Origin of the sequence: Kitasatospora sp. NPDC058965 (genome assembly GCF_042741245.1) — a bacterium.
Lineage (GTDB): Bacteria > Actinomycetota > Actinomycetes > Streptomycetales > Streptomycetaceae > Kitasatospora.
This window is the reverse complement of the sequence record NZ_JBHYKG010000036.1, coordinates 1-15,984: the sequence shown is the minus strand read 5'-3', so window position 1 is coordinate 15,984 and position 15,984 is coordinate 1. Positions and strand designations below refer to the sequence as shown.

The following is a 15,984-nucleotide window of genomic DNA, read 5'->3' as shown; positions in this document are numbered from 1 at the left end:
CGGAGGAGGCGAGGTCGAGGACGGCGCGCAGGAGCTACGACTCGTGGGCCGGCTGCATGACGGACTGGTTGAACTCGGGCGCCGCACCCTCCCAAGTCGCAGAGTGGGCGGGGCACAGCGTGGAAGTCCTGCGGCGCATCTCCTACCAGTGCATCGAGCGTCAGCACGCGGATGCCCGGCGCCGCAGCGAGGCAGCCCCGGGGTTCACGGCCGAGGCCGGCGGCGTGCTGCTGGTTGCCGGTGCCGCGAGCGGTCGACCGCGACGCGAATGCGGTCCGGGAAGCCGGAACCGGCCGCCGCCAACCGTAGCCGGTCGGACAGGAGTTCGCCTTGTCCGGCGCGAAGCCGAGCGGCTGCGGCGCGCCACTGATAGCCCCTGACCAGCAAAAACGCCCCGCCGATCCGGCTCGGATCGGCGGGGCGTGGCGGCGCCCCCGGCAGGACTCGAACCTGCGGCCAAGTGCTTAGAAGGCACCTGCTCTATCCGCTGAGCTACGGGGGCGGGTGGGCGTGCGGCCCGAAGGGGTTTGGTGCCTGGTCCCTGGGTGGGGGTGGGGTGCGGCCCTTGCCCTGCCGGGGACAGGATAAGGGGGTGCTGCTGCCTTGCTCGGCTTTCCACAGGCGGTGCGGGTGTGTCGGCCGTGCGATAGCGGTCTGATAATCGCAGGTGGACTCGCGGCGTGCAGCGTCGGGAGCAGTGTTGCCGCCGGACGTTGTGCACTCGTTACGGCGATGTCTCCTCACCTGTTATGGACTTGCGGCGCTGGTAGCGGCGCGTGCGGGGAGCGTGACAGTTGAGCACCGACGACGGGGCGGATTGGGGTTCCTCCGGTCGGATGACGTGGACAGAACTCCTTGCGGCCACTCGTTCAGGGGTGGGGCGGGGCGGCTCTCGGGCGGAGTTTTGTCATGCACGCACTCGGTTTGTCTTGATGTGAAAAGCATATCGTCAAGTACGGCTCATTTATCCACAGACCCCTGGTTATCCACAGGAATTCGAAGGCCGTGGATTGCTCCTTTCCCGCCCGGCACCATCGTTGCTGACCGGTCGATTCCCCACTCAAGGGGACCACGAGAAATGTGAGGCCCATGGTGAACGAGACGATGGTGACGATGATCGGGAATGTCGCCTCCCCGGTGAACTACGCGCAGACGGCGTCCGGGATCCCGATGGCGAACTTCCGGCTGGCGACGACGGAGCGGCGGTTCGACAAGGCGCTCAGCCAGTGGGTGGACGGGGAGACCAACTGGGTCACCGTGATCGCCTGGCGCCGGCTGGCGACCAACGTGGTCAGCTCGCTCAGCAAGGGCGAGCCGGTCGTGGTGAGTGGTCGGCTGCGGGTGCGCGAGTGGGAGGACGAGGGCAAGCGCCGTACCACCGTGGAGGTCGACGCCCGGGTGGTCGGCCACGATCTCGGGCGCGGTACGTCGGCGTTCCGCTGGGCGGTGAACGCGCGCGGCGACGGGGAACCGCAGGGGGCCGGGATCTCCTCGGCGGGGGAGGCGGTGCCGGAGTGGATCGCCCGGGCGGTGCGCGAGTACCGGTCGTCCCAGGTCGGGGGTGGTGCACAGGAGGCGGTGGGGGCGGTCGAGTTGAGCGCCGGGCCGATGGCCGGCGGCCGGCCGGCGGGTGCGGCCGACCCGGTCGGCGCGGAGGTGATGCCGGTGGGCACCGTCGGGGTGACGGCGGCCGCTCCGCCGCCCGGTGCGGGCGAGCCCGGCGCCGGGCCGACGGTCGGCAGGCGGCGCACCACGGCTGCCCGTGCCGCCGCCCCTCGCACCGCGCCCACTCGTGCGCCGCGCTCGCCCCGGGCCGCCCGGGTGGCGGTGGGCGTCGCGGCTGCGGGTGGCCCGGCTCCGGGGGCGGTGGCCGCCGAAGCGGTCGAGCCCGCGGGGCGGTCGCAGGAGGAGGTGGTGGGTGCCGTGCTGACGGGATGAACGGCTGAGCCGCTGTCACCCGTGGTGTGAGAGGGTGGCGGCCCACAGCCCGGTGTGGCCGCCACCACTCACCCCGGTGAGTGTTCTCTGAGCAGAACTTGAGCTTTTGAGGCGCTTTCGGTTCACCGGCGCGCCGGGCCGCGTAGGCAAGTCGATAAAGTGACCGTTATCTGTTGCCCCGTCAGATCTGCAGGCAAGTCCGTTCCTTGATAACGATTCTGATACGGAACCGGTTTATCCGACCCCGGCGGTTTGCGTCCGGGCGGTTCTCAATATGATGCGTCTGGTTCAGACAAGTGCGGCGGCGCCACAGGGAGCGCGGCCTTGCGCGGCGGGCTGCCCAGGGCGCGGCTCTGCCCGGAGGGGTTCACTACATGTTCCAGATGCAACGGCGAGGTTTGTCCCGGATAGCTGCTGTCATGCTCGCGTCGAGCATGGCTGTGGCCGGGGGTTTCGCGGCGGCGGGTACCGCGGTCGCGGACAGTGGCACCGGCGTCACGGCCAAGCTTGGTGACTTGGTCAAGGACAAGTGGGACTACGTCGTGATCAACGACACTCCCGACGCGCCGGCGGCGGGTGGTCTGATCTCGCTCAACACGAGCGACGGCAAGACCCTCCTCACCTACTGCATCGACCTGAAGACCGAGACCAAGAACGGCTCGGTCTACCAGGAGACCGGTTGGAGCTCCAGCTCGCTGGCCAACAACCCGGACGCAGGCAAGATCAACTGGATCCTCCAGCACTCCTACCCGCAGGTCTCCGACCTGACGGTGCTGGCGAAGGAGGCCCAGGTCGCCGAGCTCAGCCCGGCGCAGGCCGCCTCCGCCACCCAGGCCGCGATCTGGCACTTCTCGGACCACGTCAAGGCGGTCCCGAAGAACGCCGACGCCGCCAAGCTGACCGCGTACCTGGAGTCCAACGCGACCAGCGTCCCGGAGCCCACCGCCTCGCTCTCGCTCTCCCCGGCCTCGGTGTCCGGCAAGAGCGGCGCGCTGCTCGGCCCGATCAACGTGGCCACCACCAGTGAGGCGGCCGAGGCCTCCCTCGACTCCGCCTCCAGCGCGGCCGGCGTGGTCCTCACCGACAAGGCGGGCACCGTCCTGTCGGACAAGAGCGGCAAGCTCACCAACGGCGCCAAGAACGGCGACGCCCTCTACGTGAAGGCCCCGGCCGGTGCCAACCCGGGCACCGCCACGGTGACGGCCCATGCCTCGCTGGAGGCCCTGGCCGGCCGGGCGTTCACCGCCCCGCACAGCCAGACCCTGATCCTGGCCGGCAACACCACCGTCACCGCCTCGGCCGAGGCCAAGGCCAGCTGGGTGCCGAACGGCCCGGCGCCGGCGATCACCGCCACCACGGTCTGCGAGCAGAACGCCGAGGTGGTCAGCATCGCCAACACCGGTGACCAGGACTTCACCACCACCGTGACCCAGGGCAGCTTCAGCAAGTCGGTCACCGTGAAGCCGGGCTCCACCCAGACCGTCTCGGTCCCGGAGACCGAGGGCGCGCAGTACACCATCAGCGTCCCGGGCCTGGCCGGCAAGGTCACCACCTTCACCGGCACCTTCAACTGCCACGTGGCCAGCTCCGGCGGCACCACCGGTGGCACCCCGACCCCCACCCCGAGCAAGTCGGCCACCCCGGCCTCGACCTCGGGCAGCACCGGTGGCAGCCTGGCCTCCACCGGTGGCGGCAGCGGCACCTCGCTGATCGCCGGGATCGCCGGTGCGCTGGTCGTGGCCGGTGGCGCCGGGGTCTACATGATGCGCCGTCGCGGTCGGCACAGCCGCACCGCCGCCTGACCCAGCACGGTAGACCCAGCGCGGTCGACCCAGTGCCGTAGGCCCAGTGCGGTGACCGCCCGGGAGGGCGGGAGCGGTAACTGAACGAGAAAACCGGTGGCCCGGTCCCCAGTGGACCGGGCCACCGGCTGTTCCCGGGCCCTGTGCCCGGCCGTGGTGAAGGGGTGGGGTGGTCGCGGCCGGGGCCCGAGCGGCGGTACCACGGGCGAGCGCGCCGCCAGCACGTCGGGGCGGCCCCAGCGGGCCGGGGGTCAGGTGTCGGGGCGAGGGCCGAGGGCCGAGGGTCAGGGGCCGAGGGTCAGGGGCCGGGGGCGAGGGGCGGACGAGCAGCGCCACCGGTCCGGGAACAGCCCGTCACGGCGCACCGGGCGGGGCCGACGACCGGGCCACCCCGACGAGGCTCCCCGCGGTGCCTCCCACGGCCCGACGTCCCGCCCGCACCGGCCCCGCGCGTTCGGGCCGGGCCCCCAGGTGCGGCACAATGGAACGCTGATACGCGGTAAACCAACTCCAAGACGACGCCGGAGCGATCTCACGTGGCGGAATACATCTACACCATGCGCAAGGTGCGCAAGGCACACGGCGACAAGGTCATCCTTGACGACGTGACGCTGAGCTTCCTCCCCGGAGCGAAGATCGGTGTCGTCGGTCCCAACGGCGCCGGTAAGTCCACGGTGCTGAAGATGATGGCCGGGCTGGAGCAGCCGTCCAACGGTGACGCCTTCCTGACCCCGGGCTTCACCGTCGGCATGCTGCTGCAGGAGCCGCCGCTGGACGAGTCCAAGACGGTCCTGGAGAACGTGCAGGACGGCGTCAAGGAGACCAAGGCCCAGCTCGACCGGTTCAACGAGATCGCCGAGCTGATGGCGACCGACTACTCGGACGCGCTGCTCGAGGAGATGGGCCAGCTCCAGGAGAAGCTCGACCACTCCAACGCCTGGGACCTGGACGCCCAGCTGGAGCAGGCGATGGACGCGCTGGGCTGCCCGCCCGGCGACTGGCCGGTCACCAGCCTCTCCGGTGGTGAGCGCCGCCGCGTCGCGCTCTGCAAGCTGCTGCTCGAGGCGCCCGACCTGCTGCTGCTCGACGAGCCCACCAACCACCTCGACGCCGAGTCGGTGAACTGGCTGGAGCAGCACCTGGCCAAGTACGCCGGCACCGTGGTCGCCGTGACCCACGACCGGTACTTCCTGGACCACGTCGCCGAGTGGATCCTCGAGCTGGACCGCGGCCGCGCCTACCCGTACGAGGGCAACTACTCCACCTACCTGGAGACCAAGCAGTCCCGTCTCAAGGTCGAGGGCCAGAAGGACGCCAAGCGCGCCAAGCGGCTCAAGGAAGAGCTGGAGTGGGTCCGCTCCAACGCCAAGGGCCGCCAGGCCAAGTCCAAGGCCCGCCTCGCCCGGTACGAGGAGATGGCGGCCGAGGCCGACAAGATGCGGAAGCTGGACTTCGAGGAGATCCAGATCCCGCCGGGCCCGCGCCTGGGCAGCATCGTGATCGAGGTCGACAAGCTCAACAAGGCCTTCGGCGACAAGGTGCTGATCGACGACCTGTCGTTCACCCTCCCGCGCAACGGCATCGTCGGCGTGATCGGCCCCAACGGTGCCGGCAAGACCACGCTGTTCAAGATGCTGCAGGGCCTGGAGACGGCGGACGCGGGCAGCGTCAAGGTCGGCGAGACCGTCAAGATCAGCTACGTCGACCAGAGCCGCGCCAACATCGACCCGAAGAAGACCCTGTGGGAGGTCGTCTCCGACGGCCTCGACTGGATCAACGTCGGCCAGGTCGAGATGCCGTCCCGCGCCTACGTCTCGGCCTTCGGCTTCAAGGGCCCGGACCAGCAGAAGCCGGCCGGCGTGCTCTCCGGCGGTGAGCGCAACCGCCTGAACCTGGCGCTCACCCTCAAGCAGGGCGGCAACCTGCTGCTGCTCGACGAGCCCACCAACGACCTCGACGTCGAGACCCTCTCCTCGCTGGAGAACGCGCTGCTGGAGTTCCCCGGCTGCGCCGTGGTCATCTCGCACGACCGCTGGTTCCTGGACCGGGTCGCCACCCACATCCTCGCCTACGAGGGTGACAGCAAGTGGTTCTGGTTCGAGGGCAACTTCGAGTCCTACGAGAAGAACAAGATCGACCGCCTGGGCGCCGACGCGGCCCGTCCGCACCGCGCGACCTACAAGAAGCTGACCCGAGGCTGATCGACCGTCAGCCACCGGCTCCGGCCGGTCGGTTGGCGGACGGACACGGGGAGCGGCCCGGCCGGGCGCCCGCAGGGGCGCCCGACCGGGCCGATCGAATGAGAGCGACAAGGAGAACGGCTCGTGGCACGCCACATCTACGCCTGCCCGCTGCGGTGGTCCGACATGGACGCCTTCGGCCACGTCAACAACGTGGTCTTCCTGCGCTACCTGGAGGAGGCCCGGATCGACTTCATGTTCACCCAGGCCGCCGAGGCGGGCGCGGGGGAGTTCGCGGGCGGCTCGGTGGTGGCCCGGCACGAGATCGACTACAAGCTCCCGCTGGTGCACCGGCCGGAGCCGGTGACCATCGAGACCTGGGTGACCAAGATCGGCGGCGCCTCGGTGACCGTCTCCTACGAGATCAAGGACACCGCCGAGGACGGCACCGAGAAGGTCTACGTGCGCGCCTCCACCGTGGTGGTCCCGTACGACCTGCAGGCGGCCCGGCCGCGCCGGATCAGCCCGGTGGAGCGGTCCTTCCTGAGCCGCTTCGTCGAGACCGAGCAGGACGCGGTGCGTGCCAAGGACTCGGTGCCCGCCAAGGACCCGGTGCCCGCCAAGGACCCGGTGCCCGCCAAGGTCGCCGCGTGATCAGCACCGCCCGGCTCGGCCTGAAGGACTCGCGCGAGGCAGCCGACCTGGCCGCCTTCCTCACCCGGCTGCTGCGCTTCGACCGGGCGGCGGCCGTGCGGCTGCAGCTGGTCGGCGCCGCCGGTGCCGAGGTGCTCGCGGTCTACGGCCGGCTCCCGCTGGGCAGCGCGGGCGTGCTGGCCCTGCGCACCGCGCGGCTGGCCGACTCCGTGACCGGATCCGTGGCCGGCGCCGGCGGTCCGGGCGTGGACGCCACCGTCTCGGCGGGCCAGCTGCTGGAGGGCCTGGACGAGGAGCAGGGCGCGGTCGCGCTGCCGGCACCGGTCACCGGTCCGTCCTGGGCCGGGTTGCTGCCGCCGCGGGCCGGCTGGCAACTGCTCGGCAGTGCCCCGGCCGACCGGGTGATGCCGCAACTGCTCGCCTCGGTGGCCGAGTTCAAGGAGCGCAGCGCGGCGGTCCCGGAGCACCACCGCACCCGCGAGGTGCTGGACGGGATCGCCGACGAGATCTGGGCCCGCCCGCTCACGGCGTTGCCGGAGCTGCCACTGCGCGCCGCTCACGCGGCCTACCGGATCGGCTTCCTGCACCCCGGTGCCCAGCTCACCGCGCACCGCTCGGCCAGCTGGTTGCGCCTGACCGCCCCGCACGGCACCGTCGTGCTGCGCACCGCCACCGCCCCGGGCGCGGGCCTGGGGCTGACGCCGTTGGCGTGACGGTCCTGGCGGGACGGGACCGGGCCGAGCGCGCCCGGCCCGCCCGGCCCACGGGCCACGCGCGGCCCTCGGCCCACGCGCGACCCACGGGCCACGGCCCACGCGCGGCCTTCGGCCCACGCCGCACCCCGCCCGGGCGGGCCCGCCCCTTCCGCGAGCGCCACCCCTTCCGCGAGCGCCGCCCCCTCCCTACGGCACCGCCCCTGGACTAGTGGTCCGGGTGGTCGTCCGGCCACACCGCGATGTGGTCCGCCGCCAGGTCGACGGCCACCCGGTGCTCCATGCCCAGCGCGGCCAGGAACTCGCGGGGGAGCTGCACCCGGCCGGTCCGGTCGAGCATGACGTACTCGCGCTCGCTCACCGACTCGGTGCCGTCCTCGCGGGTGAGGGTGGAGCGCAGCACCTCCGAGCTGGTGCGCCCGTCCCGGATCGCCACGGTGCGCCGGACCTCGCCCGCCACCATCGGGTCGTGGGTCACGATGACCACGGTGGCGCCAAGTTCGCGGTTGACGGTGCGGAAGGCGTCGAAGATCGAGGCCGCGGTCTCCGAGTCCAGCTCGCCGGTCGGCTCGTCGGCCAGCACCACCGACGGGTTGTTGGCCATCGCCACCGCGATCGCCACCCGCTGCTGCTCACCGCCGGAGAGCTGGGCCGGCCGCCGGTCGGCCAGGTGCGGGATGCCGATCGCCTCCAGCAGCTCCGTCGCGCGGGCGGCCCGACGCTTGTTCAGCCCGGCCGACCAGCGCTCGCCGTTCAACTGCATCGGCAGTGCGACGTTCTGCGCCGCCGTCAGGAACGGCATCAGGTTGCGCGCCGTCTGCTGCCAGACGAAGCCCACCACCTCGCGCCGGTAGCGCAGCCGCTCCTTGGCGTCCATCGTCAGCAGGTCGCAGCCGGCCACGGTGGCCGAGCCGGCGGTCGGCACGTCCAGCCCGGCCAGGATGTTGAGCAGGGTGGACTTGCCGCTGCCCGACGCGCCGACCAGCGCCACCAGGTCGCCCTTGCGCACCAGCAGGTCGAGCCCCTGCAGTGCCTGCACCTCCACCCGGTCGGCGGTGAAGATCCGCACCAGCCGGTCGCAGGCGATGACCGAGTCGTGACCGTAGCCGGGCGCCTGCTCGGCGGCCCGGACCCGCTCCTCCAGCGCCCCGTAGAAGCCGCCCCGGGAGGTGCTCCGCGCGGCGTCGGTCCCGCTGCCGTCCGCCAGAATGTCCGATGTGCTCACCGCTGGTCACCCGCTCTCAACTCGGTATTGATCTGACGCCGTCCGGCCAGTGCGGTCTCCACCAGAACCACGAGGGCGGCCAGCGCCGCCAGCACGGCCGCCTGCTCGGCCACCGCCGCGGGTGCCATCCGCAGCCCGCCCGGGACCGGTACGCCCACCATGGCCGACAGGTCCACCGACGAGCCCAGCAGCGGCGCGCTCAGGCAGGCGATGCCCGCCCCGGCCGCCGCCGCCAGCAGGGCCTGCGGCAGTGCCTCGACCAGGATCAGGACCAGTCCCTGCCGCGGCCGCAGACCCATGGTGCGCAGCCGGGCCAGCAGCGCCGCCCGCTCCGGTGCGGCCCGCAACAGGGTCAGCAGCAGCGAGAGCAGGCTGTAGCCGGCCGCGCCCGCCAGTGCCGCCCAGAACAGCCGGGCCGACGACCGCTCCAGCGGGTTGTTGCCCAGCCCCTTCGCGTAGTCGTCCCGGGTCACGATGTTGAACCGGGCGTCGACCGAGTCCGCCCCGGGCGCCGAGCCGTCCCCGAGCGCCGCGGTCTGGCCGGGCGCCGCGGTCTGTCCGGGCGTCGCGGTCTGGCCGGGCGCCGCTGACGGGCTCGGTGCCGCGGTCTGTCCGGGCGTCGCCGTCTGACCCGCCCCCGCAGCCTGTCCGGGCGTCGCCGTCTGACCTGCCCCCGCGGTCTGTCCGGGCGTCGCCGTCTGACCCGCTGTCGCCGTCTGACTCGCTCCCGCCGGCTGGTCGCTCGACGCCGGCCCGGTGTTCGAGCCGTCCTTCGCCAGCAGGGCCCGCAGCTGGGCGCCGGTGATCCCGTCCCCGGTCCCGAACCAGCCGTTCGGCGTGTCCAGCAGACCCTTGGCGTGGGGCAGCTGGCGCAGCACCGCGGTCTTGGAGACGACCACGATCGGCCTGGTCCCGCCGGTCGGCAGCGCGGGCGAGCCGTCGGTGGTGCCGACCACCGAGAACTTGAGGTAGCCCCAGGCGTCCGGCAGCTGCACCCCGTCCACCCCGGTGCCCAGGCGCCCGGCGATGTCCTGGGAGACGATGGCCGGCACCGGGTCGTCGGGACCGCCCGAGCCGTTGCCGGTCCAGCCGTCCAGCAGCGCGGGGTCCAGCCGGCCGAACCCGACGTGCTCGGCCAGCGCCGCGTACTGCTGCGGATCGACGATCAGCAGCAGCGACCCGCCGAGCAGCGCCCCGTCGCCGGTGGACACCGAGGCCGAGCCGTCCACCACCATGGTGGTGCCGGCCCGTACCCCGGGCAGCTTGTCGGCGGCGTCGGCGAAGCCGGTCGGCAGCGTCCAGGAGTCGTTGCCCAGGACCCGGGCGTCCGCGCCCACCGCGTGACGGACCGCCAGCTGACGTGCCGTGTCGGTGGAGGACAGCACGGTCACGCCGAACCCGGCGGTGGTCACCGCGAGCAGCAGCGCCATCAGCGGCAGCACGGTCGGCGCCGCGCGTTCGCCGCGGGAGCCGCCCGTCGAGCCGCCGCTCGCGGTGCCGCCCGCCGAAGCGCCGCGGGTGGCCCGGGCCAGCCCCAGGAAGCCGATCGCGCCGGGGCGCAGGGCCGCCCAGCGCACCGCGGGCGCCAGCAGCAGCGGGAAGAGCCGGGCCAGCAGCACCGCCCCGGCCACCGCGAGCAGCATCGGCGCGGCACTGAGCAGCAGGTCCACCGAGCTGCCCGGCGGGGCCACGCCACGCCGCCGCACCGCCGCCACCGCCGCCACGGCCAGCACCAGTGCGGCCAGTTCCAGCACCAGTCGGCGCGGGTCGCCGAGCAGTCCGGCGAACCGCGAGCGCAGCGCCGACGGGGTGCGGCGGGCCGCCGAGCCCCGGCGCGGCTCGCGCAGCAGCAGCACCGCGCGCAGCGGGAAGGCCAGCAGGGTGAGCAGCGCCGTCGCGGTCCCCAGCAGCACCGGGGTCTGCCAGCGCGGGGTGGGCAGCAGCACCAGTGCCAGCACGGTGCCCAGCACTGCGGACGGCAGCACCAGGACCGCGGTCTCGGCCAGCAGTCGCAGGCCGATCCCGGTCAGCGAGCCGCCGCGGGCCCGCAGCAGCACCAGCTCGGCGCGCCGCCGGTCCAGCGCCAGCCCGGCCGCCAGCAGCAGCACGACCACCGCCACCGCCCCGGCGCCCAGCGGCCCGATCGCGTTCAGCGGCGCGACCGCCGACTGCCTGCGCTGGGCCTCGCTGAGCAGCGCGGGCAGCATCGAGGTGACCCGCAGCTGCGGAACCTCGGCCCGGTCCGGCAGTTGCGCGGCGATCCGACCGGACAGGATCGACGACAGCAACTGCTGGGCCTCGCCGGTCCGGGCGGCCCGCAGGTGGTGCGGGTCGGCCGGGATCTGCCAGAACAGCTCGGACGGGGCGAACTGGGCGAGGGTCGGAAGCGCGGCCTCCGGCACCAGCGCGCTGACGTTCCAGTACGGCGTCGCCGGGACGGTGGGGGTGTACGCCAGGCACGGGCCGGTGACGCAGGGGGTGGCCGACCAGAACGCCCCCTGCGGGTCGGCCGCCTCGAAGATCGCGGCGACGGTGACCTTGTAGCCGCTCCGGTTCGGCCCCTTGGGCTGGGCGGAGGCGGTGAGCTGCGAGCCCACCTTCACACCCAGCAGGTCGGCGGTCTGCTTGGCCAGCGCCACCTGGAACAGCGGCTGGTCGCCGTCGGTCCCGATGATGTCCGGCAGCTTGCCGTCGACCACCTTGAGGTGCTGCATCTGGTCGTTGAGGCTGACCAGGCCCAGGGTCGGGTCGTGGTCCTCCAGCCGGGGCAGGCCCGGGTCGATCAGGTACCGCACCGTGGTGGTGCGCGCGCCGTAGGCGTTCTCGGCGGGGGAGGGGGCCAGCGGGTCGGTCAGCGTGTGCTGGATCGCCAGCGCGGCCGTGCTGGCGGTGCCCGAGTTGAGCTCTGCGGTGTCGGTGCCCGGCCCGGTGCTCGCGGTCAGCGACCGGGCCGCGGGGGTGGCGGAGGTCAGCAGACCGGACAGTGCCGCGTCGGCGTCCCGGTCCAGCACCCGGGGCAGCCCGGCGGCCAGGAAGGCGGTGACCAGGACCAGCACCGCCAGCAGCAGTCCGGCCCCGCGGGTGGTGCGCAGGCGGGTCCGCACCCAGGGCGCGGCCTGCGGGGCGCGGTTCTCGGCGCGGCTCACATCTCCTCCGGGTGGCGCAGACGGGCGACGGTCTCGGCGGTGCGGGCGGGGCGCAGCACCCGCAGCACGGTCAGGGCGACCGGCAGGGCGGCCAGCGCCGGCAGCAGGATCAGCACCTGCCACAGCGGCAGCTGCACCAGGGCGGCCGGCACCGGTCGGTGCGCGGCGGGGGTGAGCACGGTCAGCGGCACCACCAGGTGCACCAGCACCCAGCCCAGCAGGGTGCCCACACCCAGTCCGAGGACGATGAGGATGCCCTGCTCGGCGGCGGCGGTGCGGGCCAGCTGCCGCTGCGGGGCGCCCAGGGCGCGCAGCACGGCGAACTCGGCGGCCCGTTCCCCGGCCGCACCGATCGAGGCCGCGGCGAATCCGATCGCGGCCAGCACGGCGGCGGCCACGGTCAGCGCCAGCAGCCCGCTCTGCGGTGCGGCGCCCAGCGGGTCCTGCCGGGCCTGGTCGATCAGTTCGGTGTCCAGCAGCGGCTGGGACGGGAAGACGCTGGTGCGCAGCGCGGCCGCCAGCCGGGCGGGCGCCGGGTCGCCGCGCCCTTGGCTCGGCAGCCACCACTCGGTGGGCGCCAGCGGGTTGTCGCCGCCGGCCGCGATCAGCCGGTCCACGGTCGACAGGTCGGTCAGCAGCGCCGCGCTCGGCCCGCCGGTCGGCCCGCCCACGGCCGGCAGGGCCGGCACCGCGTTCTGGATGTGGAAGACCAGCCGGCTGGTCCCGAGCTGTACCGGCACGTCGTCGCCGACCTTGGCGCCGGTCGCGTGCAGGTAGTCGTCGGTGGCCACCGCGCCGATCGTGCTGGGCAGTTGGCCGGCGTCGGTGCGCACCGTCAGCTTCGCCGTGTTGGGCATCGTGCCCAGACCGGTGAAGTAGTGCAGCGCGAGCACGTCGTGGCCGTCGGCGGGGTCCAGCGCGGCGGCCACCGCGTCGAGCGACTTGCCGGGGAAGGCGCGCTGGAACCGGGTGTCCCACTGGTCGTGGTCGGAGGCGGGAGTGGTGGTGCTGTTCCACTGCAGGCCGGCCGGGACGGTGGCGGGCTGGACCGGTGCGCCCGTCGCGTCGGCCGCGCCCACCTGGCGGACGGTCAGCTTCTGGTGCAGGTTGCCGGTCGCCGTGGCGCTGTAGCTGACCTCGATGCCGGTGAGGGTGATCGGTGCGGCCGGTGCCCCGGCCGGTGCCGCGAACATCGCGGACAGGTCGGCGCTGACGGTCCGTTCGCCCTGGCCGGGGAGGTCGTGCAGTTCGGTGGTGAAGGTCATCCCGAACCGGTCGCGCAGGGTCAGGGTCAGCGCGGGGGCGTTCGAGTCGTCCCCGGCCGGGGGGTACCCGCCCGGGACGTACGCGCCGGGCGGGAGCGGGAACGCGACCGGGTCGGAGTACGTGCTGTCGACCGCGACGTCCAGGCTGATCACCAGCGCCTTGCCGGGCAGCACGATGCCGTCGTTCCCGGCCGGTGCGGCGGCGGCCAGCGGCCCGAACAACTGGGCCGGGGTGTGCGAGCCGGTCAGGTCGGAGCGCATGGTCACCCGCTGCGCGGCGGCCTTGGCGTCGACGGCCAGCAGTTGGGCCATGGCGCCGTGCGCCAGCGGCACCTCCTGGCGGGAGACCGGCAGCAGGTGCTCGCCGCCGGGCAGCCCGGTCAGCACCTCGGCCTGACTGACCGCGGGCAGGCCCACGTTGGTCACCCGCAGACCGCCCACCGTGGAGAACTCGGCCTGGTCGTGCTGCGAGGCGGTCAGCGAGGCGGCCTGCCCGAGGGCCAGCATGCCCATCGACACGGCCAGCACCAGCAGCAGCACCGGCCCGGCGTTGCGGCGCGGGCGGCGGGCGAACTGCCAACCGGCCAGCGCGGCGGGCAGGCCCCGGCCGCGGGCGGCCCGGCGCTCGCCCAGTCGGGCCACCAGCGGCAGCAGCCGCAGCGCCAGCACGGTGCCCGCGCACAGGGCCAGGGTCGGTGCGCTGACCAGGACCGGGTCCAGGCCCAGTTGCCCGCCGGCGTCGGCGGAGAGCGCACCGCCGCCGGTCGCGTCGCCGGAGCCGTAGTGGGCCAGTTGCAGGTAGGCGAGCACGGCCAGCACGAGCAGCACCACGTCGGCGCCGGAGCGGGCCAGCCCGGAGGCCAGTGCCTGGCGCCGGCCGGCCCGCCGGTTGAGCGCCGTGCCGACGGCCTGGGCGACGGTGGGGGCCAGCACGATCAGCACCGCGGCGACGGCGGCGGCCAGCGAGACCAGCCAGTCGGCCGGGGCCAGGCCGCCGTCCAGCCGCACCCCGGCGTTGCCCAGCGGGCCGACCCGGCCGAGCAGCCCGAGCAGCGGCGGCACCAGCAGCGGGCCGAACAGCGCGGCGGGCAGTGCCAGCACCCCGGCCTCCAGCGCGGTGGTGCCCGCCACCCGGTACCAGGCGGCGCCGCGCGCGGTGAGCAGGGCGTTCTCGGTGGCCTGGCGCTCACTCAGCAGCCGGGTCACCAGCACCAGCGCGCCCACGGCCAGCACCGCGAGCTGCAGCGCGCCGATCACCAGGGTGGAGCGGGCGACCAGGAGTTCGTCGTGCAGGTCGGCCAGCGCGTCGGGCAGTTTGCTGGCGGCCGAGTAGCCGGAGGTGTTCTGGAAGTCGCCGAGCAGGCCCGGGGTGCGGGTCCGCACGCCGTCCAGCTGGTCCGTGGTGGCGCGGTCGAAGTCCCCGGTGATCAGCCAGTTGACGCCCTGCTGGGCGATCCCGCCGGCGCCGAAGGCACTGTCCGGGGCGAGCAGCGGGCCGTAGCTGGTGAAGCCGCCGACCCGCAGCCCGTGCCCGCCCAGCGGGTCCAGCTGCCAGTACGGGTCGGTGGCGTCCAGCGGGTGGTAGACCCCGGTGACCAGCACGTCCGCCCCGGTGTTGCTGATCCGGTCGACGAGGTGCAGCTTCAGCGGCAGCGATCCGGACTGCAGGCCCAGTCGGCCGACCGCGATCTGCGGCACCGCGACCTCCACCGGCTGCCCGGCCGTGGTCGGCTGCGGCAGCCCCCCGGCGGTGACGCTCACCCGGGCCGGGTCGAGGGTGGCCAGCGTGGTCAGGTCGGGATCGACGGGCTTGCCGTCGGGGGTGCGGGCGCCGGTGGCGGGCAGGCTGAACGAGTGGCTGCGGACCAGGTCGCGCACCGTGGCGGGGACCGGGCCGAAGACGTCGGCGGCCAGTTGGTGCACCTGCTGGTCGGCCTTCGGCACGTTGCCGGCCGACAGGTCGGCGGTCACCGTCACGGTGGCCCGGTCCCGGTCCTGGCCGTGCAGCGCCCGGCGGGCGCCGGCGTCGCCGACCCCGGTGTCGAAGGCGTTGAGCGTGGCCAGCACCGCTGCGGTCAGCAGCACGGTCAGCGCGGCGGCTGCCGCCAGCGCGAGTCGACTGCGCAACCTGCGCAGGACGAAACCGCCCATGAGTGCGTTCCTCCCCCGTCGCGGGCTCCGCAGATCGGAATGAGCCCACCGAATACCGGGCGATGCTGTCAGAACGCGCGGACGGAAGGAAGGGTCGTGCGTGAATCGTTTCCGTTGCGAAAGCTAGCGGGCAGTGTGCATGCCAACGATTGCCCGGGAGCGGTGCTGCGGGAGGTTCGCGCCGGTCGGTGCTCCGGCTACCCGCGCCGGTCGTGCACCGGCCGCCGGCCACGGGCCGGCCCTGCAGCGGCCGCCCACCCCGGCCCACCCGGGGCCGGTCGTGCGGCCGCCCACCCCGGGCGGGCCCGGGGTGGGCGGCGGGGACCGCGACTCAGTCGGAGTTGATCATCGAGGCCGCGGCGTAGACCAGGTAGTCCCAGAGCTGGCGACGGGCCTCGGGGGTCAGGTCGAGCTCGTCCACGGCGTCCTTCATGTGCCGCAGCCAGGCGTCGTGGGCCGCGCGGTCCACCGTGAACGGCATGTGCCGCATCCGCAGCCGCGGGTGGCCGCGGTGCTCGCTGTAGGTGCGCGGGCCGCCCCAGTACTGCATCAGGAACAGGGCCAGCCGCTCCTCGGCCGGGCCCAGGTCCTCCTCGGGGTACATCGGACGCAGCAGCTCGTCCCCGGCCACCCCCTGGTAGAACCGGTGGACCAGCTTGCGGAAGACGGCCTCGCCGCCGACCGCGTCGAAGAAGGTCTCCTCGTACGTTCCGTCACGCCCGATCTCAGTCACTCGACCATCGTCGCAGACGGCCCGCTCGGGCGGGAACGGGCCTCCGGAGCCGCGCCGCGCCCCCGCGGGAGCCAGCCGCAGGCCCGCGGCGGCTCGCCGGGGGGCGGCCGGGGGCCCGGGTGCCCCGCGCGGGCCCCCCCCCGGCGCCCCGGGCGACCCCCCGGGCCCGGCGCCCCC

The 15,984-nt window shown here is 73.8% G+C and carries 9 protein-coding genes and 1 tRNA gene; 5 read left to right on the top strand and 5 right to left on the bottom strand.

Going from position 1 to position 15,984, the window contains the following annotated elements; all coding sequences use genetic code 11:
- Window positions 1–429 precede the first annotated feature (429 nt).
- Window positions 430–502, bottom strand: a tRNA-Arg gene (locus ACFW1A_RS09130).
- Window positions 503–1,089: 587 nt separating this feature from the next.
- On the opposite strand from ACFW1A_RS09130, the gene ACFW1A_RS09125 reads away from it, so the two are divergent.
- The 5 genes from ACFW1A_RS09125 to ACFW1A_RS09105 all read left to right on the top strand — a co-directional run bounded on the left by ACFW1A_RS09125 (window position 1,090) and on the right by ACFW1A_RS09105 (window position 7,287).
- Complete coding sequence (locus ACFW1A_RS09125) at window positions 1,090–1,938, top strand: single-stranded DNA-binding protein (RefSeq protein ID WP_380406654.1); 849 nt, start codon at window positions 1,090–1,092, stop codon at window positions 1,936–1,938.
- A 434-nt stretch (window positions 1,939–2,372) separates the two neighbouring features.
- Window positions 2,373–3,740: a Cys-Gln thioester bond-forming surface protein gene (locus ACFW1A_RS09120; RefSeq protein WP_380406652.1), complete on the top strand. Its 1,368-nt coding sequence runs from the start codon at window positions 2,373–2,375 to the stop codon at window positions 3,738–3,740.
- A gap of 536 nt (window positions 3,741–4,276) precedes the next feature.
- Entirely contained in the window at window positions 4,277–5,941 is a 1,665-nt protein-coding gene (ettA, locus tag ACFW1A_RS09115) for an energy-dependent translational throttle protein EttA (protein WP_380406650.1), read from the top strand.
- Window positions 5,942–6,064: 123 nt separating this feature from the next.
- Window positions 6,065–6,574 (top strand): acyl-CoA thioesterase, encoded by a 510-nt coding sequence (locus ACFW1A_RS09110; RefSeq protein WP_380406648.1) that lies wholly within the window; start codon window positions 6,065–6,067, stop codon window positions 6,572–6,574.
- On the top strand, window positions 6,571–7,287 hold the full coding sequence (locus ACFW1A_RS09105) for a hypothetical protein (protein WP_380406646.1): 717 nt from the start codon (window positions 6,571–6,573) through the stop codon (window positions 7,285–7,287). Before ACFW1A_RS09110 ends, ACFW1A_RS09105 begins: the two co-directional genes overlap by 4 nt.
- A gap of 208 nt (window positions 7,288–7,495) precedes the next feature.
- On the opposite strand, the gene ACFW1A_RS09100 is transcribed toward ACFW1A_RS09105, so the two are convergent.
- The 4 genes from ACFW1A_RS09100 to ACFW1A_RS09085 all read right to left on the bottom strand — a co-directional run bounded on the left by ACFW1A_RS09100 (window position 7,496) and on the right by ACFW1A_RS09085 (window position 15,807).
- The gene (locus tag ACFW1A_RS09100; RefSeq protein ID WP_380406684.1) at window positions 7,496–8,431 is read right to left on the bottom strand and encodes an ABC transporter ATP-binding protein; all 936 of its coding nucleotides are present in this window, start codon (window positions 8,429–8,431) and stop codon (window positions 7,496–7,498) included.
- Between the two features lie 77 nt (window positions 8,432–8,508).
- Window positions 8,509–11,658, bottom strand: a complete 3,150-nt coding sequence (locus tag ACFW1A_RS09095) for a hypothetical protein (RefSeq protein WP_380406644.1) — start codon at window positions 11,656–11,658, stop codon at window positions 8,509–8,511.
- Window positions 11,655–15,074: an FtsX-like permease family protein gene (locus ACFW1A_RS09090; protein WP_380406642.1), complete on the bottom strand. Its 3,420-nt coding sequence runs from the start codon at window positions 15,072–15,074 to the stop codon at window positions 11,655–11,657. The genes ACFW1A_RS09095 and ACFW1A_RS09090 overlap by 4 nt, the downstream gene beginning before the upstream one ends.
- Before the next feature lie 331 nt (window positions 15,075–15,405).
- The gene (locus ACFW1A_RS09085) at window positions 15,406–15,807 is read right to left on the bottom strand and encodes a globin (RefSeq protein WP_380406640.1); all 402 of its coding nucleotides are present in this window, start codon (window positions 15,805–15,807) and stop codon (window positions 15,406–15,408) included.
- Window positions 15,808–15,984 lie beyond the last annotated feature (177 nt).

Excerpts from the sequence above, each read along its gene's own strand:
- ACFW1A_RS09125 (WP_380406654.1), top strand. The coding sequence starts at position 1,090 with ATGGTGAACGAGACGATGGTGACGATGATCGGGAATGTCGCCTCCCCG.
- ACFW1A_RS09120 (WP_380406652.1), top strand. The coding sequence starts at position 2,373 with ATGGCTGTGGCCGGGGGTTTCGCGGCGGCGGGTACCGCGGTCGCGGAC.
- ACFW1A_RS09090 (WP_380406642.1), bottom strand. The coding sequence starts at position 15,074 with ATGGGCGGTTTCGTCCTGCGCAGGTTGCGCAGTCGACTCGCGCTGGCG.